General features: G+C 62.7%; 18 protein-coding genes. 12 read left to right on the top strand and 6 right to left on the bottom strand.

Annotated features, from left to right (window positions below; translation table 11 throughout):
- Nucleotides 1–49 precede the first annotated feature (49 nt).
- The 4 genes from AC07X5_RS18465 (at nucleotide 50) to AC07X5_RS18480 (ending at nucleotide 6,577) form a co-directional block, all read left to right on the top strand.
- Nucleotides 50–505: a hypothetical protein gene (locus tag AC07X5_RS18465; protein ID WP_409954608.1), complete on the top strand. Its 456-nt coding sequence runs from the start codon at nucleotides 50–52 to the stop codon at nucleotides 503–505.
- A gap of 76 nt (nucleotides 506–581) precedes the next feature.
- Nucleotides 582–1,898 (top strand): TolC family protein, encoded by a 1,317-nt coding sequence (locus AC07X5_RS18470; protein WP_494771322.1) that lies wholly within the window; start codon nucleotides 582–584, stop codon nucleotides 1,896–1,898.
- Nucleotides 1,899–1,910: 12 nt separating this feature from the next.
- A complete protein-coding gene (locus AC07X5_RS18475) occupies nucleotides 1,911–3,431 on the top strand; it encodes an efflux RND transporter periplasmic adaptor subunit (RefSeq protein ID WP_409954606.1) in 1,521 nt (506 codons plus the stop codon).
- Nucleotides 3,428–6,577, top strand: a complete 3,150-nt coding sequence (locus AC07X5_RS18480) for an efflux RND transporter permease subunit (RefSeq protein WP_494771323.1) — start codon at nucleotides 3,428–3,430, stop codon at nucleotides 6,575–6,577. The genes AC07X5_RS18475 and AC07X5_RS18480 overlap by 4 nt, the downstream gene beginning before the upstream one ends.
- Nucleotides 6,578–6,658: 81 nt before the next feature.
- On the opposite strand, the gene AC07X5_RS18485 is transcribed toward AC07X5_RS18480, so the two are convergent.
- From AC07X5_RS18485 to AC07X5_RS18495, 3 genes are all read right to left on the bottom strand, one after another.
- Nucleotides 6,659–7,150: an IS5 family transposase gene (locus tag AC07X5_RS18485; protein WP_184856146.1), complete on the bottom strand. Its 492-nt coding sequence runs from the start codon at nucleotides 7,148–7,150 to the stop codon at nucleotides 6,659–6,661.
- 48 nt (nucleotides 7,151–7,198) lie between these two features.
- The gene (gene fliQ / locus AC07X5_RS18490) at nucleotides 7,199–7,468 is read right to left on the bottom strand and encodes a flagellar biosynthesis protein FliQ (protein WP_184856145.1); all 270 of its coding nucleotides are present in this window, start codon (nucleotides 7,466–7,468) and stop codon (nucleotides 7,199–7,201) included.
- Between the two features lie 158 nt (nucleotides 7,469–7,626).
- Nucleotides 7,627–7,968: a DUF4148 domain-containing protein gene (locus tag AC07X5_RS18495; protein ID WP_409954604.1), complete on the bottom strand. Its 342-nt coding sequence runs from the start codon at nucleotides 7,966–7,968 to the stop codon at nucleotides 7,627–7,629.
- A 796-nt stretch (nucleotides 7,969–8,764) separates the two neighbouring features.
- Here AC07X5_RS18495 and AC07X5_RS18500 point away from each other — a divergent pair.
- Nucleotides 8,765–9,181 (top strand): disulfide bond formation protein B, encoded by a 417-nt coding sequence (locus AC07X5_RS18500; RefSeq protein ID WP_184856143.1) that lies wholly within the window; start codon nucleotides 8,765–8,767, stop codon nucleotides 9,179–9,181.
- Complete coding sequence (locus AC07X5_RS18505) at nucleotides 9,178–9,834, top strand: DsbA family protein (RefSeq protein ID WP_409954603.1); 657 nt, start codon at nucleotides 9,178–9,180, stop codon at nucleotides 9,832–9,834. Before AC07X5_RS18500 ends, AC07X5_RS18505 begins: the two co-directional genes overlap by 4 nt.
- Before the next feature lie 23 nt (nucleotides 9,835–9,857).
- Here AC07X5_RS18505 and AC07X5_RS18510 read toward each other — a convergent pair whose 3' ends face one another.
- The gene (locus AC07X5_RS18510) at nucleotides 9,858–12,242 is read right to left on the bottom strand and encodes a heavy metal translocating P-type ATPase (protein WP_116750447.1); all 2,385 of its coding nucleotides are present in this window, start codon (nucleotides 12,240–12,242) and stop codon (nucleotides 9,858–9,860) included.
- Nucleotides 12,243–12,472: 230 nt separating this feature from the next.
- On the opposite strand from AC07X5_RS18510, the gene cadR reads away from it, so the two are divergent.
- Nucleotides 12,473–12,964 (top strand): Cd(II)/Pb(II)-responsive transcriptional regulator, encoded by a 492-nt coding sequence (gene cadR / locus AC07X5_RS18515; protein WP_056419711.1) that lies wholly within the window; start codon nucleotides 12,473–12,475, stop codon nucleotides 12,962–12,964.
- Between the two features lie 3 nt (nucleotides 12,965–12,967).
- Here the strand turns inward: cadR and AC07X5_RS18520 are convergent, their stop codons facing one another.
- Both AC07X5_RS18520 and AC07X5_RS18525 read right to left on the bottom strand, forming a co-directional pair.
- Nucleotides 12,968–14,305 (bottom strand): heavy metal sensor histidine kinase, encoded by a 1,338-nt coding sequence (locus tag AC07X5_RS18520; protein ID WP_082493263.1) that lies wholly within the window; start codon nucleotides 14,303–14,305, stop codon nucleotides 12,968–12,970.
- Nucleotides 14,302–14,988: a heavy metal response regulator transcription factor gene (locus tag AC07X5_RS18525; RefSeq protein ID WP_056419925.1), complete on the bottom strand. Its 687-nt coding sequence runs from the start codon at nucleotides 14,986–14,988 to the stop codon at nucleotides 14,302–14,304. Before AC07X5_RS18525 ends, AC07X5_RS18520 begins: the two co-directional genes overlap by 4 nt.
- A 157-nt stretch (nucleotides 14,989–15,145) precedes the next feature.
- Here AC07X5_RS18525 and AC07X5_RS18530 point away from each other — a divergent pair, with 157 nt between their 5' ends.
- The 5 genes from AC07X5_RS18530 (at nucleotide 15,146) to AC07X5_RS18550 (ending at nucleotide 22,213) form a co-directional block, all read left to right on the top strand.
- The gene (locus tag AC07X5_RS18530) at nucleotides 15,146–15,484 is read left to right on the top strand and encodes a DUF4148 domain-containing protein (RefSeq protein ID WP_056419708.1); all 339 of its coding nucleotides are present in this window, start codon (nucleotides 15,146–15,148) and stop codon (nucleotides 15,482–15,484) included.
- A 42-nt stretch (nucleotides 15,485–15,526) separates the two neighbouring features.
- Nucleotides 15,527–15,886 (top strand): cation efflux protein, CzcI family, encoded by a 360-nt coding sequence (gene czcI / locus AC07X5_RS18535; RefSeq protein WP_056419705.1) that lies wholly within the window; start codon nucleotides 15,527–15,529, stop codon nucleotides 15,884–15,886.
- A gap of 157 nt (nucleotides 15,887–16,043) precedes the next feature.
- Entirely contained in the window at nucleotides 16,044–17,399 is a 1,356-nt protein-coding gene (locus AC07X5_RS18540) for a TolC family protein (protein ID WP_056419702.1), read from the top strand.
- Nucleotides 17,400–17,401: 2 nt separating this feature from the next.
- Nucleotides 17,402–19,012 carry an efflux RND transporter periplasmic adaptor subunit gene (locus AC07X5_RS18545; RefSeq protein ID WP_312844638.1) on the top strand — a complete coding sequence of 537 codons (1,611 nt, stop codon included), beginning with the start codon at nucleotides 17,402–17,404 and terminating at the stop codon, nucleotides 19,010–19,012.
- Nucleotides 19,013–19,027: 15 nt separating this feature from the next.
- The gene (locus tag AC07X5_RS18550; RefSeq protein WP_494771324.1) at nucleotides 19,028–22,213 is read left to right on the top strand and encodes a CusA/CzcA family heavy metal efflux RND transporter; all 3,186 of its coding nucleotides are present in this window, start codon (nucleotides 19,028–19,030) and stop codon (nucleotides 22,211–22,213) included.
- Nucleotides 22,214–22,229 lie beyond the last annotated feature (16 nt).

The following is a 22,229-nucleotide window of genomic DNA, read 5'->3' on the forward strand; positions in this document are numbered from 1 at the left end:
AACTGATCTGCATCATGCCGCTCCCCTCCGACTTGGGTACCATCGCACCATGACAAATGTCAGAAGCATCGTGTCGCGCCAAGGACGCTGGATTGCCAGCCTCCTAGTCGCGGCGTTGCTTCTCATGCAATTCGCCCTGGCTGCCTATGCCTGCCCGAGGCTTGACTCTGCAGTCCATGCATCGGCGATGCAAAAGGCGGGCATGGCCATGGAGGAAGCGGTCCCGATGGCGTCCATGCCGGAGTGCCATGCCATGGCGACGACCATGGACGAGCAGGATCCGCAGCTATGTCGGGCGCATTGCGAAGGTGACAACCAGTCGACGCCTTCGCTGCACAGTCTTGATCTGCAGGCCATCGCGGCGCACGCCATCTGGGTTGCCTATGTGCTGCCCGCGGTGCTGGACGAATTGCAACGCGCCGACCCCCGGGCTCTCTACGCAGAGTTCGATAGCCGAGCGGGATCCCCACCCCTCTATCTGACACACCAGGTCTTTCGGAATTGATCGTGCACGGCGTGCACGCTGCGCTGCAGCGTGTGCGCAAGTCTGACTTCGTGCCCATTCATTTTCGAGGACCATCATGTCAAATGTCTTTACCGGCGCCCCGTGCGGGCGCAAGGCCGCGTCTTCACGCGTCCCGCAGCGCACCCTGGCGTGCCACCTAAGCTCCCTGCGCCTTGGCGCGCTGGGAGCCTTGCTGGCAACCGCAGGTGCCGTCAGCACCCCCATCTATGCCCTGGGCTTTACCGAAGCGCTGGAGCTGGCGGAGCAACAAAGTCCCCGCATCGCAGCCCAGCGGCTGCAGATTGACGCAGCCGGCAGCAGCCAGAAGGCGGCCGGAACGCTCCCCGACCCCAAACTGTCGGTGGGTATCGAAAACTTTCCCATCACCGGCATGGACCGCGGAAGCCTCACGCGCGAATCCATGACCATGCAGCGCCTGGCGTTGATGCAGGAAGTCCCCAACCGGGCCAAGCGCGATGCGCAGATCGCCAGTGCCCAGGCCAAGGTAGAGCGCGAACGAGCCACTTTGGCGGTTCAGCGGGTGCAGATACGACAGGAACTGAGCCAAGCCTGGATCCTTGCCCAGGCCATCGAGCAGCGCGATCAAGTGCTCACGGCCTTGCTGGCGGAGAACCAGCGCCTGCAGGACACTCTTCCCTCGCGCATCGCAGGAGGCACCGCCCAGGCGGGTGACCTGCTGGCGGCCCGGCAAGAGGCGCTTGCTCTGTCGGATCGGCGAGATAACCTGCGCAGGGATCGCGCAAAGGCCCGCGCGATGCTGCGGCGCTGGGTGGGCTCCCGTTCGGATGAAGCCTTGGAAGGCACGCCGGGTCCGCTCAATCGCCCTGTGGAAGAACTGCGCACGCAGGTGCAGCGCCACGCCGAGCTCGCCCAGTATCCCGCCATGCAGGCCATGGCCGCGGCCGAGTCGCTCGAGGCGCAGGCGCAAGCGCGCGGCGACTGGTCTTGGGAGGTCGCCTACAGCCGCCGTGCGCGCCAGTGGGGCGACATGGTGTCTTTCCAGGTGACGTTTGATCTTCCGTGGCAACAAGAGCGGCGTCAGGGGCCCCAGATCGAGGCCAAGCTACTGGAGCTGCAGCGCCTTGAGGCAGAGCAAGAAGACGTGACCCGCAGGCGCTTGCAGGAGCTGGACGACAGCGCCGCCGAGCTGGCTGCGCTGCAAAGCCAGATCGAGCGCCTGCAGTCCGCCGGCATTGGTCTGGCGCAGGGACGTGCCCAGCTCGCGCTTGCCGAATACCAGGCCGCCAAGGGCGACCTCAGTGCAGTGCTGGGCTCCCGCGCACAAGTGCTGGAAGTGCAATGGCGCTTGATCGACCTGCAGGCGCAGCGCGATGCAGTGACTGCCCGGCTGAACAGCCTGATCGCCGACTGAGCGGAGAACGACATGACAAATTCTGGTTTCAAGAAGACCGCTGTGGCGGTGGCGTTGCTCTGCGCAGGCATCGCGCTGGGATGGGGCCTGGCCCAATGGCGAATCTCCGGTGGCATCGGGACTGGTGTCTCCACGGCAGAGACAGGAGCCGCGAAAGCCGACCGCAAGGTCCTGTACTGGTACGACCCCATGGTGCCGACACAGAAGTTCGACAAGCCGGGCAAGTCGCCCTTCATGGACATGGCCTTGGTCCCCAAGTACGCCGAGGAAGACATGCAGCAAGGCAGTGGGCTGAATGTGTCCGCACAGGCAGTGCAGGCCCTTGGCCTTCGCACCGCCGTGGTGGAGCAACGTGACATAGGCGCCGACGTGGATGCGCTGGGCACGGTGCAGCTCAATGACCGGGATGTGAGTATCGTCCAGGCCCGCTCGGCCGGGTTTGTGGAGCGGGTGTACGCCAGGGCGCCGGGCGACGTGGTAGCCGCAGGCGCGCCGCTGGCCGACCTGCTGCTGCCCGAATGGGTCGCTGCTCAGCGCGAATTCCTCGAGGTCCGGGCCCTCAAGGACGACACGCTGACGGCGGCCGCGCGCCAGCGACTGGCGTTGCTGGGCATGCCGGCTGCGCTCGTAGCCCAGGTAGAACGCACGGGCGAACCCCAGGGCCGCTACGTCGTGACCTTTCCGCAGGGGGGCTTGGTGGCGGAGCTCATGGTGCGCCAGGGAATGACCGTTTCTGCGGGTGCCAGCCTGGTGCGCGTGAACGGGCTGGCCAGTGTCTGGATCGAGGCCGCTGTTCCCGAGGCGCAAAGCGGGCCCTTGCAGTTGGGACAGGATGCACAGGTTCGTCTGGCCGCGTTCCCCGGTGAAACTCTCACGGCCCGTGTCGTGAGCATCCTTCCCGAAGCCAACCGCGACACCCGAACGGTGCGCGTGCGCCTGGAGCTTTCCAATCCCGGCCAGCGCCTCAAAGCCGGCATGTCCGGGCAGATCGTCCTGGCCGGCCGCAAGCAGCCTGCGCTGCTTGTGCCCAGCGAGGCCGTGATCCGAACCGGCAAGCGGGCGCTGGTCTACGTGGTCGATGGCCCGGGAAAATACCACCCCGTCCAAGTGCAACTCGGCGCCGAAATCGGTGACCGCCTGGTCGTGCAAGGCGGACTGATCGCGGGACAACAGGTGGTTGCTTCCGCGCAGTTCCTGATCGATTCCGAGGCCAGCCTCAGGGGCGTGATTCCCCCCCAGACAGACACTGGTGCGCGCGAAACCGCTCCCCAAACAACTGCGGCACAAGGAACCGCTCCGCCCGCGGCAGGCAGCTTCACGGTTCGAGGCGAGGTTCTGGAAGTGGCACCCAATGTGCTGACGCTTGCCCACGATGCCGTTCCGGGTCTGAAATGGCCTGCCATGACGATGGGCTTCAAGCTGGAAAAGCCTCAGTTGGCGATGGGCCTGCTGCCCAAGCAGCAGGTGCGCTTCACTTTCTCGAAACAGGGCGAAGACTATGTCATCACCGCGGTGGAAAGGATCAAGCCATGATCGCGCGACTGATTCGCTGGTCGGTTGCGAACCGCTTTTTGGTTCTCCTGGCCACATTGATGCTCACGGCCTGGGGCGGGTGGGCTGTGCGCATGACCCCCGTGGATGCGCTGCCAGACCTCTCGGACGTCCAGGTCATCATCCGCACCAGCTATCCCGGCCAGGCACCACAGATTGTTGAAAACCAGGTGACCTACCCGCTGTCGACCACGATGCTGTCCGTGCCTGGGGCGAAGACGGTGCGCGGGTTTTCGTTCTTCGGGGACTCGTTCGTGTACATCCTGTTCGAGGACGGAACCGATCTCTACTGGGCGCGTTCGAGGGTGCTGGAGTACATGAACCAGGTCCAGGGCCGGTTACCGGCCACGGCCAAGTCGGCCCTGGGACCGGACGCGACGGGTGTGGGCTGGATCTACCAGTACGCGCTGGTGGATCGCACTGGCAAGAATGACCTGGCCCAACTGCGCGCCCTGCAGGACTGGTTCCTGAAGTTCGAACTCAAGAGCTTGCCCAACGTCGCCGAAGTGGCTTCGGTGGGTGGAATGGTCAAGCAGTACCAAGTCTTGCTCGACCCCATCAAGCTCGCCTCCTACGGGATCAGCCAAGGACAAGTGCGCGAAGCGGTCATGAATGCGAACCAGGAAACCGGAGGATCGGTGCTGGAACTGGCCGGTGCGGAGTACATGGTTCGCGCCAATGGCTACCTCAAGACCCTTGACGACTTTCGTGCCGTGCCCCTGGCGGCGCGCGGCGGAATCACGGTACGCCTGGGAGATGTCGCCACCGTCCAGACAGGCCCGGAAATGCGGCGCGGCATCGCGGAGCTCGACGGTGAAGGCGAGGTCGCAGGAGGGGTGGTCATCTTGCGCTCTGGCAAGAACGCCCAAGAGACCATCGCGGCCGTCAAAGCCAAGCTGGCTCAACTGCAAAGCAGCCTGCCCGAGGGGGTGGAGATCGTCACCACGTACGACCGCAGTGCACTCATTGAGCGGGCCATCCAGAACCTCACGGTCAAGCTGCTGGAGGAGTTTGCCGTGGTCGCGCTGGTCTGCGTCGTTTTCCTGTGGCACCTGCGATCTGCGCTGGTGGCCATCATCTCGCTGCCGCTGGGAGTCATGACGGCTTTCCTGGTCATGCACTATCAGGGCATCAACGCCAACATCATGTCCCTGGGCGGGATCGCGATCGCCATCGGTGCCATGGTGGACGCCGCAGTGGTGATGATCGAGAACGCCCACAAGAAGCTGGAGGCCTGGCAGCACGCCCATCCGGACCAGGCATTGGTCGGGCAGGAGCGATGGCAGGTCATCGCGCAAGCAGCTGAAGAGGTCGGGCCCGCGCTGTTCTTCTCGCTGCTGATCATCACCTTGTCCTTCGTACCGGTCTTCACCCTCGAAGCGCAGGAGGGGCGCCTGTTCGGGCCGCTGGCCTTCACCAAGACCTACGCCATGGCGGCGGCGGCGGGCCTTTCCGTCACCTTGATTCCCGTGCTTATGGGCTACTGGATACGGGGACGCATCCCCGACGAGCAGAAGAACCCCATCACGCGGGCGCTGATCGCCGTGTACCGGCCGTGCCTCGAATGGGTGCTCTCCCGCCCCAAATCGACCCTCGTCATCGCCGTCCTGGCACTGGCAACCACGATCTGGCCGTTGTCCCGGCTGGGCGGCGAGTTCTTGCCGCGCCTGGACGAGGGGGATCTTCTGTACATGCCTTCGGCGCTGCCGGGCTTGTCGGCCCAGCGGGCAACCGAGTTGCTGCAGCTGAGCAATCGCATGATCAAGACGGTACCCGAGGTCGAACGGGTGTTTGGCAAAGCGGGACGTGCGGAGACAGCAACCGACCCCGCACCCCTGGAGATGTTCGAGACCACGGTGAAGCTCAAACCCAGGGACCAGTGGCGCCTAGGCATGACGCCCGAAGGCCTCATCGAGGAGTTGGACAAGGCCGTCAAAATCCCTGGCCTGTCCAACATTTGGATCCCCCCCATCCGCAACCGCATCGACATGCTGGCCACGGGCATCAAGAGCCCGATCGGTGTCAAAGTGACTGGAAGTGACCTGCGCGTGATCGATGGGATCGCAGCCCAGGTCGAGCAAGTGGCCAAGGGGATTCCTGGCGTGTCATCCGCGCTCGCGGAGCGCCTGACGGGAGGCCGCTATGTGGACGTGCGCATCAACCGCGCAGCGGCAGGAAGGTATGGCCTGAATGTGTCCGACGTCCAGGCCGTAGTCTCAGGGGCCATCGGGGGGGAAAACATCTCCGAGACCGTCGAAGGGCTGGCCCGGTTCCCCATCAGTTTGCGCTACCCGCGTGAATGGCGGGATTCACCCGAGCGGCTGGCCCAGTTGCCTTTCTCCACGCCCGCAGGGCAGCAGGTCACCTTGGGCAGCGTGGCCACGGTGTCCATCACCGATGGCCCTCCCATGCTCAAGAGTGAGAACGCGCGCCCGTCGGGCTGGGTGTATGTAGATGTGCGGGGGCGAGATCTGGCCTCGGTGGCAAATGACCTGCGGGAAGCGGTGGGCCGCCAGGTCAAACTTGAACCCGGGGTCAGCATCACGTACTCGGGCCAGTTCGAATACTTGGAGCGGGCGAACGCGCGCCTGAAAGTGGTGGTGCCCGCGACCCTGCTGATCATCTTCGTGCTGTTGTACCTGACTTTCTCCCGCCTTGGCGAGGCGGCCCTGATCATGGCCACGCTGCCGTTTGCGCTCACAGGAGGCATCTGGTTCCTGTACGTGATGAACTACAACCTGTCGATCGCGACGGGGGTCGGTTTCATCGCGCTGGCAGGGGTTGCTGCGGAGTTCGGTGTGGTCATGCTCATTTACCTCAAGCAGGCACTGGCCGAGAGGTGCCCGGATGGTCGGCAGCCTACGCTTGAGGAGTTGCTGGACGCCATCCGGGAAGGCGCCGTACTACGCGTGCGGCCCAAAGCCATGACCGTGGCAGTGATCCTGGCAGGCCTGGTTCCTATCGTGTGGAGTAGCGGAACAGGTTCGGAGGTCATGAGCCGCATCGCGGCCCCCATGCTGGGCGGAATGGTGACCGCGCCATTGTTGTCCCTGTTTGTGATTCCCGCTGCCTACGTGCTCATGCGCAGGCCAAAGATCGGCAAACATTTGGACCGCGCGCCTTCGTAATCCTGGCATCGACAACTACCGACCGATCCCCCTCTCTTCGCTCTCGAGGGGCAGAGCGCACACCCTAGGGGCTGTTGAGAATCAACGGGAGTTGATAACAGCCGCCGCAAGATGGATCTCGGCTGCGAAGCTGGTGTCCGTCTTGTCGCTGCGCAGTGCGATGCGTTTGAACTCCTTGAGCTTGCCGAAGAAGTTCTCGATCAAGTGACGCCACTTGTAGACCTCACGATCAATCTCCAAAGGAGATCGCCGATGCGGCATCTGTGAGATCAACACCTGTGCTCCGCGTCTGCCCAACTCCTCGATCAGCCAGTTGGCATCGAAGGCTTTGTCGCCCAGCAGCGACTCGAAGCGCACGTTGGCAATCAACTCTTTCACTCCCGTGATGTCGTTGCGCTGCCCTGGCATCAGGATGATCTTCACCAGATTGCCCAACGCATCGGTCAGAGCCAGGATCTTCGTAGTCAGGCCTCCTCGCGAGCGACCAATAGCCTGGTCCGAAGCCCCCCCTTTTGCCCCCTGGCCATGCCGATGCACTTTCACAATCGTGGCATCCACCATCGCATATTCCATGTCCGGCTGCTCGCTGGTCTCCAGCGTATGCAGCGCAAGCCCTGTCTCTTATCGAACCATGCTGGGAATCGAGCTGAGGACGCCCTGCAGATAGTCAACAAGCGTAGCCAAAAGCCAAGGCCCTGCGATGATCAGTGCGACCAGAGCTGCTATAAGTTTAGGAATGAAAGAGAGGGTCGGTTCGTTAACTTGAGTTGCGGCCTGCAGGATGCTCACGATGAGCCCAGCGATCAACACAACCGAAATGATGGGCGCAGCCACCATCAGGAGCATATAAAGCGCATTTTGAGCGGCAGTAAGAACGTGCTGGGAACTCATAGACTATCGGATATGAACGGCCTGACCCACACCCCCATAGCGGCGCTCGACCAATGAGCGACCCGCCAGGAGAAGCTTGTCGGGGGAGTTTTCATCGTCGCCGCCCGAGATCGTTGCTCAGCCCATGCGCGAAAATGTACGGTAGATCCAGGATTGCTTTACTTGAGCGTGGGAACGTCAGCGACAGGTGCTCCCACACGTCGCAGTGCCCAGCTCGGATGCTTTTGTGACCGCTCAAGGTCCGCCAGCACCTCGTCCCGTGTCGCAGCCTTGCCCTTCACTAGGACGGGAGCGCCAAACCGATGGTATTGCCACAGCCCGTCTTTCTTGGACTGTTCCATCTCTGCCAGGACCTGATCGCGCGACTTGCCCGCCTGCGCGTGTTCGGGATGCGTCGTGTATCCCATCTCGGTGCTCGCGGGGTGGATCACGCTGCTGGCCAGGGCCGGGGCAGCGACCGCGGCCAGCGACAAGGCGGTCAGGAAAGTGCGGACTGTCATGTGTATCTCCTTGGGTTTGAATGAACGTGCCCCGTCATCTGCGCCGCTGTAGGGCCAGCAGTCGGGCCACGTGTGACAGTTTGCTGACCGCATGCCGACAGCTTGCGCACCACAGGATTACAAGTTTGTTATGTTCATAGCGCCCACTCGGGCGTGCCGTGTGGCCCGCACGGCCGGCGCGCTTGCACGCTTGCGCGCGCGCGGACTGCGGTCGAGACGCCAGTACAATTTTCTGGATGCGCTCCCGACTGCTTGTTCTTTTGCTTGTGCTTTTGCCGCTGCAACTGGTCTGGGCTGTAGTGGGGCCGCACGACAGCGCGCCGGAGTATGGGGTTTCGCTCATGACAGCACGGCACTTGTGCGAACACCACCAAATGGGCCTGGCTGCGGCCGACGAGCAGTTGGCTCGGGAGTCAGCTCGAATGGGCACTGCCGCTATCGAAGTGGAGTGCGGCACATGCCACGCCCAGGGTCCAGAGGCGCTGCCCGCGCGGCGCGGCGTTTGCGCGGCCGTCGGGCAGGAGCACTTTGGCATTTCTATCAGAGCGCGCTGGTCCGCAGTGCCTGCCAACCGTCCCGAACGTCCTCAGTGGCACGCCCTGGCCTGACCAGGGTATCGCCCAGCAATCCACGGCGATCCCTGCCAAGCGTGCCGGCACCTGTGTGCCGGCCTCGACGCATGCCTTCGGGATCTCTTCATGTTCATAGCCATTGGGCCGCCTGGCCCGCAAACCACCGCAAGTAGTGCTGCGACACCCCCTTGCTGCACTCTCCTGAGGATGCAATGGAGGCACCGATGAAACATACCTCATTGCTACTTCTGGCCGCCTGGTTGACCGCCGTTGTAGCAACAGGCGGCGCGCTGTTCCTCGGCGAGGTGATGGGCATGGCCCCCTGCGTGATGTGCTGGTACCAGCGCATCGCCATGTTCCCCTTGGTAATGGTGCTGGGCATGGCCTTTTACAGCGAGGACCGCCGGGGAGCGGTCTATGCCTTGCCCCTGGCGCTTGCAGGCGCGGCCGTAGCGGGCTACCACAGCCTTCTGGCTGCAGGCCTGGTTCCCAGGGCATGGGTTCCATGCGCTGTAGGCGTGTCCTGCGCCGATCAGAAGCTCGACTTTTTCTATGGCATTGAACTGCCCTGGCTTTCCTTGGCGGCGTTCATTGTCATCGCCGTTTCACTCTGTCTTTATCTGCGCAAAACAGCCAAATGATCCACCGCAAATACATCATCGCCCTCGTGCTGGGCGTCGCACTTGCAGCCTTCGCGGTCGGTGCGAGTCTCTACCAGAGCCATGTGACCAGCAACCAAGAGCAGCATGCCGCCGGGCAGTCTGAGCGGCTGGTGCGCATGCATTCGCCAGTCATCGGCCCCCGAGAGGCGCCCGTGACCATTGTCGAATTCTTCGATCCCGCATGTGAGACCTGCCGCGCTTTCTATCCGGTCGTGAAAGATCTCATGCAGCGGTATCCCTCCCAGGTACGGTTGGTCATCCGGTATGCACCGTTCCACCAGGGCTCGGGCGAGGTGGTCAAGCTGCTGGAGTCCGCGCGGCTGCAGGACAGGTACCTCGTGGTCTTGGAGTCCCTGCTGGCGGCACAGCCACAGTGGGCAGACCATGGAAGTCCCAATCTGGCATTGGCCTACAGTGCGGCCGAGCAGGCAGGTCTGGACATGGCGAGAGCTCGGGCCGACATAGCATCGCCCACGCTGGAAGCGATGCTGCAGCAGGATGTGCAGGACCTGACTGCCCTCAAGGTCGACAAGACCCCGACCTTCTTTGTGAATGGGCGGCCGTTGCCCAGCTTTGGCGCCAAGCAACTGGCTGAGCTGGTAGCCCAGGAGGTCTCCAAGGCGGGCAAATAGGCATCGTGCGTCCCGGGCAATCGCTAGTGGGAATGGGCATGCTCCTTGGGCTGCGCAGGCTGGGCCTTCGCGGCAGGCTCGACCCGCGTGCCGCGAAGCAGGCGCAGTCCATTGCCCACGACCAGCAAGCTGGCCCCCATGTCCGCAAAAACGGCCATCCACATGGTCGCAGTGCCCACCACCGCCATCACCAGAAAAACGCTCTTGATACCCAGCGCCAAGGTGATGTTCTGCCAGAGAACGGCATGGGTGCGCTTGGACAGGCGCACGGTCTCGGCGACGCGCTGCAGGTCATCGTTCATGATGACCACGTCGGCCGCTTCCATCGCTGTGTCGGTTCCCGCACCGCCCATGGCAAAGCCGATGTCGGCCTGCGCCAGCGCCGGCGCGTCATTGATGCCATCGCCGGTCATACCGGTGGCGCCATAGCGCTTTTGCATCTCCTTGATAGCATCAAGCTTGGCTTCGGGCAGCAGATCTCCGCGGGCATCATCAATGCCGGCCTGCGCTGCGATGGCCTTTGCAGTGGCCGTGTTATCGCCTGTCAGCATGACCGAAGTCACTCCCAGTGCCTTGAGATCGGCGATGGCCTGTTTTGAGGTCTCGCGAATGGTGTCCGCTACGGCGAAGAGCGCCAGGACGCGCGATTCGTCTGCAAGAAGGGTGACCGTGCGACCTTGCTTTTCGTGGATGGCCAGCTCCGCCTCCAGTTCCGGCCCGCACAATCCCTGCTCGTGAATCAGCCGGTGATTGCCCAGCACCAGGCGCGCACCATTGACCCAGCCCTCGACACCGCGCCCCGGCAAGGCCTTGAAGCTCTCAGCCTCTGGGCCTTGCGCCTCCAGGCCCTGAACAATCGCCTTCGAGACCGGGTGATCGGATCGGGCCGCCAGGCTGGCCGCCATCAGCTGGATTGCGGACTCATCGCCGGCACCCCACACCTGCCACTTCACCAACTTGGGTTTGCCCTCGGTGATGGTGCCCGTCTTGTCCAGCGCAACGGCCTTCAGGAGCCGGGCGTCTTCCAGGTAGGTTCCGCCCTTGATCAGGATCCCGCGGCGCGCTCCCGCGGCCAATCCGCTGACCACTGTGACGGGTGTGGAAATGACCAGAGCACATGGACAGGCGATCACCAGCAGCACCAAGGCCTTATAGAGCGCCTCCAGCCAGGTCAGGCCCATCAGGAAAGGGGTCAGCACCGCTACCGCCACGGCAATGGCGAAGACAGCCGGGGTGTAGATCGAGGCAAAGCGGTCGACGAAGCGCTGCGTCGGTGCACGCGTGCCCTGCGCCTGCTCCACGGCCTGGATGATCCTTGCCAGGGTGGTGTTGCTGGACAAGGCAGTAACCTCAAACTCCAGTTCACCAGTTTCGTTGATGGTCCCTGCGAACACCTGGTCGCCAGGCGCTTTGTCCACTGGAATGCTCTCTCCAGTCACCGGCGCCTGGTTGATGGCCCCGTTGCCCTTGGTCACCTTGCCGTCCAGGGGCACCCTCTCGCCTGGCTTGATGCGCACGGTTGCTCCAATGGCCACCGAAGCCACCGGTGTAGCAGACCACGACCCATTTGCTCCCAGAACCAGTGCCTCTTCCGGCGCCAGTTCCAGCAAGCCCTTGATGGCGTTGCGGGCCCGGTCCACTGCCTTGGCCTCGATGAGTTCGGCAATCGCATACAGGGCCATCACCATGGCGGCCTCGGGCCACTGACCGATCAGGAATGCCCCGGTGACTGCCACCGACATCAGCGCATTGATGTTGAGCTTGCCGCGCAAAAGTGCCGCAATGCCTTTTTTGTAGGTGTCGATCCCCGCCAGCCAGATCGCCACGGCGGCGATGGCCATGCCCGCCACCTTCCAGACCATTTGGTCCGGTGCAAAGAACGACAAGACCTCTGCCCCAGTCGCGAACACCAGCGCAGCCACCAACCGGGTAATGCCACCTGCAAAACCATGTCCATGGTCGTGGTCGTCGGCTGCTCCGCCCGCCTGTCCACCCTCGGAGCTGGCCACAGGCTGCGGATCGAAGCCCGCTTTCCGGATAGCGTCGAGTGCCAACGGGAAGGTGCTTTCCTCTGCGTCGATCTTCAGCGTCCGTGCGCCCAGCTGAAAACCCAGGGAGCGGATTCCACCCAGAGGTTCCAGCGCCCGGCGAATCTCCGCCTCCTCGGCACTGCAGTCCATGGTCGCTATGCGAAACACCCGGCCCTGGCCACCCTGAGTGTGTGCCGCAGTAGACACCGGCTGTGGATCGAAACCCGCCTTGCGGATGGCATCCAGCGCCAAGGGCAAGACACCATCCTCTGCATCGATCTTCAGCGTGCGCGCGCCCAGTTGGAAGCCCAATGACCGGATTCCCTCTAGAGGTTCCAGCGCCCGGCGGATCTCTGACTCCTCGGCGCTGCAGTCCATGGTGGCGATGCGCAACAGCGTGCCTTTGCCTGGGCTGCTTGCGGCGGCAGGAGGCGAGGCAACGGTACTGGAGCAGCCCGAGGAGCAGCAGGTGTCAACAACGCTGGTGGAAGTGCTGGTTTCTGGTTTCATGGCCTAATTGGAAACCCTGTAGTGACCTTAAAGTCAAGCGACTCCCCATATCTCGCCGCCTTGTCCTACATAAACCGGATTTTTGCAGAGGACGCTTCATGAAAATCGGCGAACTTGCCAAGGCCACCGGCACGCAGACAGAGACTATCCGCTACTACGAGCGCGAGAACCTGCTGCCGATCGCGATGCGCACAGAAAGCAACTACAGGGTCTATGACAGCAGCCACGTCGAGCGCCTGGCCTTCATCCGCCATTGCCGCTGCCTGGACATGACGCTCGATGAGATCCGGGTGCTGTTGCATTTCAAGGACGCTCCGGATGAAAACTGCGGCGCGGTGGACGCACTTCTTCAGGAGCACATCGGGCACGTGGTGTCTCGCATCCGGGAACTCCAGGCACTGGAGTCGGAATTGCGCAGCTTGCAGCAGCAGTGCTCACCAGGCCACCTCGCCGGTGAGTGCGGCATCTTGGGCGGCTTGGCCACTGCGGCACTTCAACACAATCACATGCAGCCCAGCGAGGCCCACCCGCCAGGTGCTCATCATGATATTGGCGTGGCTCCGAGGCAGCGGGCCAACAAACGACGCTGATTTTCAGTGAGCGCGAATTTCTAACCCGACACTTGTCACCCCATTCTCTGACTTGGCCACCGGCTTGCCCTGGTGCATGCGGGCAATCGCGCCCACGATGGCCAGACCCAGGCCGTGGTTGCTCTGCCCATGGCTGCGAGCAGGATCTGCCCGGAAAAACCGGTCAAACAGCTGGGGAAGTATTTCGGGATCGATGGTGTTGCCGTAGTTGGTGACGCTGATCAACACGCGGTCCTCGTCACCAGTTCTCAAGTTGATCTGAACGATGGAGCCGGTGCTCGCGTAGCGGGTTGCGTTTCCCAGCAGGTTGGACAAAGCCCGGCGCAACAACGGCACATCGAAGGTGCCATGCGCATCGCCGACCACTTTCGCGGTGAGACCCGCCTCGGCCAGCGCTGCCTCGTGGTAGTCCAGCACGTCGGCCGCCACCGATGCCAGGCTAGCCACGGGCGCGCGACGCGCTCCCACGCCCCGATCTGCCTGGGACAGGAACAACATGTCGTTGACGATACCGGTCAGGCGATGCAGCTCCTCCAGATTGGACGCCAGCACCTCGCGAATATCCGCTTGCTCGGGGCGCCGCAGCGCCAGTTCATTGTTGGCAATGAGCGTGGCCAAAGGCGTGCACAACTCGTGCGCCACGTCCGCATTGAAGCCCTCCATCTGGGAGTAGGCCTTTTCAATGCGAGCCAGGAGTGCATTGAACTGGTCGATCAGCGGCACGAGTTCAAGGGGCTGCTCCGCGCCATCGAGCCGCTGGTGGAGGTTGTCCGCCGAAACGGCGCGCGTCTGGCTGGCCAGTCTTCGAACGGGCGCCAGGCCCAGGTTGACCAGGGAGAAGCCGCCCAGCGAAACCACGACGGCCCCGCCAATGGCTGCCACCAGCAATGTGACTGCAAGACGGTGCAGCAACTGGTTGTCGGTCTGGATGTCCAGCGACAGCTGGACGCGCAAACTCTTTGAGGCCGTCTGGCCCGAAGCCAGTGCCACTTCGAACTGCCGCTGGCGCCAGACCGTCTTCGCATTCTGGTTGCGGGTATGGGCGTAGAGGATGGCCCCATCGGCCTGCGCGACTTCAAGCGAAAGATCTCCGTGCCCTACCAGGAAATCATCGAGCTTGTGAGCAAGGTCTTCCGAATCCCCGTGCTCCTTGCCGTCCACCAGCAAGTGCCGGATGACGTTTTCCTTTTGCGCCAGCGTTTCCTCCTGTCGATCTCGGAAGTTGAATTCGGTCACCAGGTAGACGGCCAGACAGACCAGCCCGAGCCCGGCAAAGCTCTGAAGTGCCAGCCACCACGACAACCGCTGGCGCAATGAGCGATGTTGGATCAGGGCCTTCATCCGTTGCGCTCTTCCATGACGTACCCCATACCGCGGATGGTGTGCAGAAGCGCGGTGTCAAAGGGCACATCGATCTTGGTACGCAGGCGCCGTATGGCGACCTCCACCACGTTGGTATCGCTGTCGAAGTTCATGTCCCAGACCTGCTCGGCGATCTCCGTGCGGGACAGCACTTCTCCCTTCCTTCTCAGAAAAAGGGTCAACAGCAGGAACTCCTTGGCAGTTAACTCCAAGCGCTGACCGCCTCGGGACGCCTTGCGCCGCACCAGGTCGACATCCAGGTCGGCCAAACGCAGTTGCGTGGGCTCTGCCGCGACCCGCGCACCTTGGGTGCGCCTGAGCAGAACCTGGATGCGGGCGCTCAACTCGGAAAACGCAAAGGGCTTGACCAGATAGTCATCCGCACCCGTCTGAAGTCCGAGCACCCGATCCTCGACACTGACCCTGGCTGTGAGCATCAAGACAGGGGTCTGCCTGGTCTTGCGAAAGGCCGTCAGCAGGCTGAAGCCGTCGATCCCTGGGAGCATCGCGTCCAGCACCAGCAGATCGTGGCCGCCTTCAAGGGCCATGTGCAGGCCGTCCACCCCGTTATGGGCGACGTCCACCACATAACCGACCTCTCCGAGGCCCTTGCGCAGGTACTCGGCCAGCTTGACCTCGTCTTCAATGAGCAGAATTTTCATGGTGCCATTCTCGAAGAATGCCGCCTGTTCGTAGATTACGAATTTGTCATCTGGCTGTTGGCGCCTTGTCGAGGTCCGATTTTTACAGTACCCCCTGTGTCGAAAGGCATAGCCGCGGTAGATCGCCGCTGGCTCATTCGAATCAAGGGACCACACCATGACCGTTCGCAAACCCCTCGCACTCTCCCTGATTGCCCTGGCCATTGCGGCCCCAGGCTTGGCATCTGCTTCGGCGCTCTACCATCCAGCCGGTGGCGAAGTGGGAATGACCACCCATCCCGACCACGTCCAAAGCAACGTGTCCCGTGGCGAAGTGCTTCAGTCTGTAGAAGCCGCGCGCAAGGACGGTACGCTGGCGATCTTGTCTCGCGGTGGTGCACTGCCTGTCAAAGCAACGGGTGGCTCCAAGACGCGTGAGCAGGTGCAGCAGGAGTACCTGAACATGTCAGCCGCTGAGAAGCAGCGCAACCAGGAACTGTACGGCGCGGGCGGCTGATCGGCACACGAAGTCTTCTTGACCGCGTGCTAGACTCAAAAAATGCGCCGCCTGATCGTCGTTTTTATGCTTGCATTGCTCCCGTTCCAGTTCAGCTGGTCCGCGGTGGCTGCTTATTGCATGCACGAGAACTCGACCGACCAGGCCCAGCACCTTGGGCATCACGAGCACAAGCACGAAGCCAAAAGCGGGGTCGGCCAAGCCGACAAGACCAGCCAAGGCACCGACATGTCCGATGTCGACTGCTCGGTTTGCCATGGTGCCGGCATCGGGGCCCTCAACTGGTCCTGCGCCAAACATCGCGTCTCCCATGACAGCCGCGTGGACTCACCGTCGGGCGAGCGCCTGGCGGCTGTAACGCCCACACCTCCCGACCGCCCACAGTGGCCCGTCCTCGCCTGATCGGCGGGGGCATCTCTCCTTCTTTCAGTCAGTCGTGACCGCCCCTTGGCGGCTGCAGTTGTGCGTGTCGCGGCTGCACTGACTGACGAGTTGCCAGGCAGCTGCACGGTTGCCACCCCGCCGATTCCCTCGTGTTTTGAAATCACTGGAGAATCGGATGTTCAAGGGTATTTACCTTCAAGGAAAGCCGCACGCATGGGGCGGCCGCACGAAATTCAGGCTCGCAGCAGGTGCCGCGGCCATATTGCTGACCTTCTCGGGCGGGGCCTCTTCTCAGGGCATGTCGCAAGGCACAGTCGGTGGAGTACAGGCGCCCCAGACTGCCGCGGTGTCTCCCGCTGAGCCTCTGTCGCTGGCCAAGGCCATCGAGTTGGCCTTGGACGGGAATCCAGAGGTGGCTGCCGCTACCCGCCAGTTGGAGGCAACAGAAGGGCAGATTCTTCAAGGGCACTCACGCCCCAATCCCGAGCTTGCCTATTCGCTGGAAGACGCACGCTCCAAAACACGTACGCAAAGCTGGCAACTCAACCTCCCCGTGGAATTGGGTGGAAAGCGCGCAGCGCGTACCAAGGCGGCCGAAAAATCACGCGAGCAGGCACAGGCCCAGCTCGCTGAGCTGAAGGCCACCGTGCGAGCCAATGTGGCCGCAGCCTACTTCGACGTCCTGACGGCGCAGGAGCGATTGGCGCTCGCCAAAGACAGCGTGGCATTGGCCAAGTCGTCAACGGATACCGTAGCCAAGCGCGTAGCCGCTGGCAAGGTATCACCTGTGGAAGAGTCCAAGGCCCGCGTTGCGGAAGCCGGCGTTCGCGTCGAGCTCGCACAGGCAGCCAGCGAACAACGCAATGCACTGTCTCGCCTGTTTGCGCTGTTGGGACAGATCAACGCGCCGTTCACCGTCCTCGAGGGCAAAGCCGACCACCTTCCCGCGGTACCGCCCCTCGCCGATCTTCAGCCCTTGATTTCTTCTTCGCCAGGCGTTGTCCTTGCGCGGATCGAGGTGGATCGGCGCCAGGCCCTGACTGCACTGGAGCAAAGCAAGCGCGTGCCCGATGTCACCGTCAGCGTCGGCATGCAGCGCAGCAACGAGACCCAACGCAACGTCCTGCTGTTTGGTGTCTCCGTGCCTCTGCCTGTGTTTGACCGCAACCAGGGCAACCTGCTGGAAGCTCTCAAGCTTGAGGACAAGGCCCGCGACGAGTTGCAAGCGGCCACGGTACGCCTGCACAGCGAAGTGGCGCAGGCGCGCGAACGCCTTTCGACCATCACTGCGGAGATCCAGTCGCTGCAACAGGACGTTCTGCCCGGCGCGAAGTCGGCCTACGACGCGGCCACCATTGGCTTCGAGAACGGAAAGTTCAACTTCCTGGAGGTGCTCGATGCCCAGCGCACCTACTTCACCGCCAAATCCCAGTACCTCAAAGCCCTGGGCGAGGCACACCGCGCGGCGGCGGATGTCGACCGCCTGCTTGGGGCCAGCACGGTTTCCGGATTGATCGCAACGCACAACTGAGCATGACAATGAACATCAGCACATCCTCCATCAGCAAAAAGCATCTCATCGCTATTGCCGTTGTCCTCGCGCTAGGGGTCGGGGCAGGAGCCTTCATCCTACAAGGCGGCGGCAAGCCCACTGCAGTCGCCGCCGAGGGCGATGGCCACGGCCACGGCAGCCATACCGAGGCCAAGGGGCACGGTGATGGAGAACACCACGGCAAAGGCGGTGAAAAAGGCCACGACGACGACAAAGGCCACGCCGATGGCGAGCACCATGAAAAGAGCCAGGCCAAGGGCCCCCACGGTGGCACAGTGTTCAAGGAAGGCGACTTCAGCCTGGAAGCATTGCTGTCCGAAGACGGTGGCGAGCCTCGGCTGCGGATCTGGCTGTCCGACAAGGACAAGCCGCTCCCCCTGAACACGGTAACGGTCACGGCAACAGTGACCCGCCCCACAGACGACAAGCAAAACCTGACGTTTGCCGCGGAAAAGGACAGCCTGGTCAGCCGCGAGATCGTCGCCGAACCCCACGCGTTCGACATCGAGATCATTGCGCAGACGGCCACCGAACCTTTCATGTTCGTGATGAGCAAGGAAGAGGGAAAGATCGAACTGACCGATGCCCAGATCAAGGCCGCCTCCATTACGGTGGACTCTGCGTCGGCAGCCAACATCAAGACGGCGCTGCTTTTGCCCGGCGAGATCCGGCTAAACGAGGACCGGACATCGCACGTGGTTCCCCGTCTGGCGGGTGTGGTGGAGAGTGTCAGCGCCAGCCTGGGCCAGGTCGTCAAAAAGGGGCAGGTTCTGGCCGCCATTGCGAGCCCGACCGCTTCGGAGCAGCGCAGCGAGCTGCAGACGGCGCAAAAGCGCCTGGCGCTGGCCAAGACCACCTACGAGCGGGAAAAGAAGCTGTGGGAGCAGAAGGTCTCCGCCGAACAGGACTACCTGCAGGCCAGGCAGGCGTTGAGCGAAGCGGAGGTCGCTGTTGCCAACGCCAATCAGAAGCTCAGTGCGCTGGGCCTGTCCACCTCGTCCGTGTCCGGACTGAACCGTATCGAACTGCGCGCGCCCTTTGACGGCATCGTCATCGAGAAGCACCTGAGTCTTGGCGAGGCCGTCAAGGAAGATGCGGCGGTGTTCACCATCTCGGACCTTGCCACGGTGTGGGCTGAGATCAATGTTCCTGCAAAGGATCTGCCGTCGGTGCGGGTGGGCGAGAAGGTCACCATCAAGGCCACCGCCTTCGATGCCTCCGCCACGGGTACTGTCGCTTTCGTGGGCGCGTTGATCGGTGAGCAGACCCGTACCGCCAAGGCCCGCGTCGTTCTTGATAACCCCAAGGGCGCCTGGCGCCCCGGCCTGTTCGTCAACGTCGAGGTGGTGTCCGAAGAAACGGCAGCGCCTGTGACCATCTCGGCCGACGCAGTCCAGAACGTCGGAGAAAAGCCCGTGGTCTTCCTCAAGGTCGACGGCGGCTTCATCGCCCAACCTGTGAAGCTGGGCCGAAGCGATGGCAAGCGCATCGAGGTCCTGTCGGGCCTCAAGCCCGGCATGCCCTACGCCTCGACAGGCAGCTTCGTCGTGAAGTCCGAACTCGGCAAGGGATCTGCCGAACACACGCACTGATCCCGGAGCGCATACATGTTTGAAAAACTCATCCGATTCTCGATCGAGCAGCGATGGCTGGTGCTGCTGGCGGCCCTGGGCATGGCGGCGCTGGGCGTCTTCAGCTACCAGAAGCTGCCCATCGACGCGGTCCCCGACATCACCAACGTCCAGGTTCAGATCAACACCCAGGCCGCCGGTTATTCGCCTCTGGAGACCGAGCAGCGGGTCACGTATCCCATCGAGACAGTCATGGCCGGCCTGCCGAACCTGGAGCAGACCAGGTCGCTGTCACGGTACGGACTGTCGCAAGTGACCGTCATTTTCAAAGACGGAACCGACATCTATTTCGCGCGCCAGTTGGTCAATGAGCGCATCCAGGAAGCCAGAGACCGGCTGCCCGCCGGCATCACGCCAGCCCTGGGGCCCATCTCAACCGGTTTGGGCGAGATCTATCTGTGGACCGTCGAAACCAAGGATGGGGCCAGGAAGCCCGATGGAAGTCCCTACACCCCGACCGACCTGCGCGAGATCCAGGACTGGATCATCAAGCCGCAGCTGCGAAACGTTCCTGGCGTGACCGAAATCAACTCCATTGGCGGCTTTGCCAAGGAGTATCAGATCGCCCCCATCCCGGAACGACTTGCCTCGCTGGGCGTGACGCTGCAAGACGTCGTCACGGCACTGGACCGCAACAACGGCAACGTGGGCGCTGGGTATATCGAAAAGCGCGGCGAGCAGTACCTGATTCGTGCCCCTGGACAGGTCAAGTCGCTGGAGGACATTGGCAACGTGATCCTGAGCAGTGCCAACGGTGTCCCTGTGCGCGTGCGCGACGTGGCCGAGGTGGGCATTGGCCGGGAACTGCGAACGGGTGCCGCAACTGACAACGGGCGCGAGGTGGTTCTCGGCACGGTGTTCATGCTGATCGGAGAAAACAGCCGGACCGTCTCGCAGGCAGTGGACAAGAAGATGCTGGAGGTCAACAAGAGCCTCCCAGAGGGCGTGCACGCGGTGACGGTCTATGACCGTACCGTGCTCGTCGACAAGGCCATCAATACCGTCAAGAAGAACCTGCTGGAAGGCGCGGTACTGGTGATCGTGATCCTGTTCCTCTTTCTGGGCAATATCCGGGCCGCAGTCATCACGGCAATGGTCATCCCCTTGTCGATGCTCTTCACGTTCACCGGGATGGTCCACTACAAGGTGAGTGCCAATCTGATGAGCCTGGGGGCCCTGGACTTCGGCATCATCATTGACGGCGCTGTGGTGATCGTGGAGAACTGCGTTCGGCGGCTCGCCCATGCGCAGGCGCACCACGGCCGGCCGCTGACCCGGGCAGAGCGCTTTCATGAAGTGTTCCTGGCATCCCAGGAGTCACGCCGCCCATTGCTGTTCGGACAGCTCATCATCATGGTGGTGTACCTGCCTATCTTTGCGCTGACGGGCGTTGAAGGGAAGATGTTCCACCCCATGGCCTTCACGGTGGTTGCCGCTTTGGTGGGCGCGATGATCCTTTCTGTGACCTTCATCCCGGCAGCTGTGGCCCTCTTCATCGGCAATCGGGTCAGCGAGAAGGAGAACTTTTTGCTGGGCCACGCCAAGCGCCTGTACGGCCCCATGCTTGATCGCGTGATGGGCGCCAAAACGCTGGTTCTCACCATTGCCGCGGTTGCCGTGGTCCTGTGCGGACTGATCGCGACCCGCATGGGCAGCGAGTTTGTACCCAACCTCAATGAAGGCGACTTCGCGATCCAGGCACTGCGCATTCCGGGCACCAGCCTTTCCCAGTCGGTGGCGATGCAGCAGCAGATCGAAAAGACGCTGAAAGCGAAGTTCCCCGAAATCGAGCGCATCTTCGCCAGAACCGGTACTGCGGAGATTGCTTCGGACCCCATGCCGCCGAACATTTCGGACGGGTACATCATGCTCAAGCCGATGGATGAATGGCCCGAGCCTCGAAAGACCCGTGATGAGCTGCTCGCGGCGATCCAGGAAGTCATTGGCAAGATCCCCGGCAACAACTACGAGTTCTCCCAGCCCATTCAGCTGCGATTCAACGAGCTGATCTCAGGGGTGCGCAGTGACGTGGCCGTGAAGATTTTCGGTGACGACATGGACGTGTTGAACAAGTCCGCTGAAGAAGTCTCCGCCATGCTGCAAAAGATCCAGGGCTCCTCCGAGGTCAAGGTCGAGCAGACGACGGGCCTTCCGATGCTCACGGTGAACATCGACCGCCAGAAGGCAGCGCGCTACGGGCTGAACGTTGCCGACATCCAGGACACCGTGGCCACGGCCATCGGTGGTCGTGAGGCCGGCACCATGTTCGAGGGGGACCGCCGGTTCGACATCCTGGTTCGCCTGCCTGAGGCGCTTCGCAATGACCTGGAAGGCATGAAGCGGCTACCCATACCGTTGCCGCGGTCTGCCGGTGGCACGGAAGCCAAGACGAATTTCATCCCATTGGGTGAGGTCGCATCGTTCGAGCTGGCACCCGGCCCCAACCAGGTCAGCCGAGAGAACGGCAAGCGCCGCATTGTCGTGAGCACCAACGTGCGCGGACGGGATGTGGGCTCGTTCGTTGCAGAGGCCGAGCAAGGCCTGGCGCAGATCAAGATCCCCACCGGCTACTGGACGAGCTGGGGTGGCACCTTTGAGAACCTGCAGTCAGCCACCAAGCGCCTGCAGATCGTTGTACCGGTCTCCCTGCTGCTGGTCTTCGTGCTGCTGTTCGCGATGTTCGGCAATGCCAAGGACGGTTTGCTGGTCTTCACCGGCATCCCATTCGCATTGACAGGGGGCATCCTGGCGCTGTGGCTTCGGGACATTCCGATGTCCATCTCCGCGGCCGTTGGCTTCATCGCGCTCTCTGGGGTGGCAGTGCTCAACGGCCTGGTGATGATTTCCTACATCCGCAGCCTGAGGGAAGGCGGTGTCGGCCTGGACGAAGCGATCAGGGATGGCGCCCTGACCCGCTTGCGCCCGGTGCTGATGACCGCCCTGGTGGCCTCGCTGGGATTCATTCCCATGGCCATCGCCACAGGCACCGGCGCGGAAGTCCAGCGTCCTCTGGCCACCGTGGTGATCGGTGGAATTCTTTCATCCACGCTGCTCACGCTGCTCGTGCTGCCGATTCTTTACCGGCTGGCCCACAGGCCCGATGAAGAAGCCGAGGACGTGTCTGCCGAGCCCTCCCACCCGGACGCACCGAAGCCTGTGTAGTCAAAGGCGGTCCCGC

This window comes from Acidovorax sp. GW458-11-26-14-TSB4 (assembly GCF_059423865.1).

What these genes read in the sequence shown, in the direction of transcription:
- czcI (WP_056419705.1), top strand. Translation starts at nt 15,527, where the DNA reads ATGCGCCGCCTGATCGTCGTTTTTATGCTTGCATTGCTCCCGTTCCAG.
- AC07X5_RS18525 (WP_056419925.1), bottom strand. Translation starts at nt 14,988, where the DNA reads ATGAAAATTCTGCTCATTGAAGACGAGGTCAAGCTGGCCGAGTACCTG.
- AC07X5_RS18495 (WP_409954604.1), bottom strand. Translation starts at nt 7,968, where the DNA reads ATGACAGTCCGCACTTTCCTGACCGCCTTGTCGCTGGCCGCGGTCGCT.
- AC07X5_RS18545 (WP_312844638.1), top strand. Translation starts at nt 17,402, where the DNA reads ATGACAATGAACATCAGCACATCCTCCATCAGCAAAAAGCATCTCATC.
- AC07X5_RS18540 (WP_056419702.1), top strand. Translation starts at nt 16,044, where the DNA reads ATGTTCAAGGGTATTTACCTTCAAGGAAAGCCGCACGCATGGGGCGGC.
- AC07X5_RS18500 (WP_184856143.1), top strand. Translation starts at nt 8,765, where the DNA reads ATGAAACATACCTCATTGCTACTTCTGGCCGCCTGGTTGACCGCCGTT.
- AC07X5_RS18465 (WP_409954608.1), top strand. Translation starts at nt 50, where the DNA reads ATGACAAATGTCAGAAGCATCGTGTCGCGCCAAGGACGCTGGATTGCC.
- AC07X5_RS18480 (WP_494771323.1), top strand. Translation starts at nt 3,428, where the DNA reads ATGATCGCGCGACTGATTCGCTGGTCGGTTGCGAACCGCTTTTTGGTT.
- AC07X5_RS18520 (WP_082493263.1), bottom strand. Translation starts at nt 14,305, where the DNA reads ATGAAGGCCCTGATCCAACATCGCTCATTGCGCCAGCGGTTGTCGTGG.
- AC07X5_RS18475 (WP_409954606.1), top strand. Translation starts at nt 1,911, where the DNA reads ATGACAAATTCTGGTTTCAAGAAGACCGCTGTGGCGGTGGCGTTGCTC.
- AC07X5_RS18470 (WP_494771322.1), top strand. Translation starts at nt 582, where the DNA reads ATGTCAAATGTCTTTACCGGCGCCCCGTGCGGGCGCAAGGCCGCGTCT.
- AC07X5_RS18550 (WP_494771324.1), top strand. Translation starts at nt 19,028, where the DNA reads ATGTTTGAAAAACTCATCCGATTCTCGATCGAGCAGCGATGGCTGGTG.
- AC07X5_RS18510 (WP_116750447.1), bottom strand. Translation starts at nt 12,242, where the DNA reads ATGGACTGCAGCGCCGAGGAGTCAGAGATCCGCCGGGCGCTGGAACCT.
- AC07X5_RS18505 (WP_409954603.1), top strand. Translation starts at nt 9,178, where the DNA reads ATGATCCACCGCAAATACATCATCGCCCTCGTGCTGGGCGTCGCACTT.
- AC07X5_RS18530 (WP_056419708.1), top strand. Translation starts at nt 15,146, where the DNA reads ATGACCGTTCGCAAACCCCTCGCACTCTCCCTGATTGCCCTGGCCATT.
- cadR (WP_056419711.1), top strand. Translation starts at nt 12,473, where the DNA reads ATGAAAATCGGCGAACTTGCCAAGGCCACCGGCACGCAGACAGAGACT.
- AC07X5_RS18485 (WP_184856146.1), bottom strand. Translation starts at nt 7,150, where the DNA reads ATGGAATATGCGATGGTGGATGCCACGATTGTGAAAGTGCATCGGCAT.
- fliQ (WP_184856145.1), bottom strand. Translation starts at nt 7,468, where the DNA reads ATGAGTTCCCAGCACGTTCTTACTGCCGCTCAAAATGCGCTTTATATG.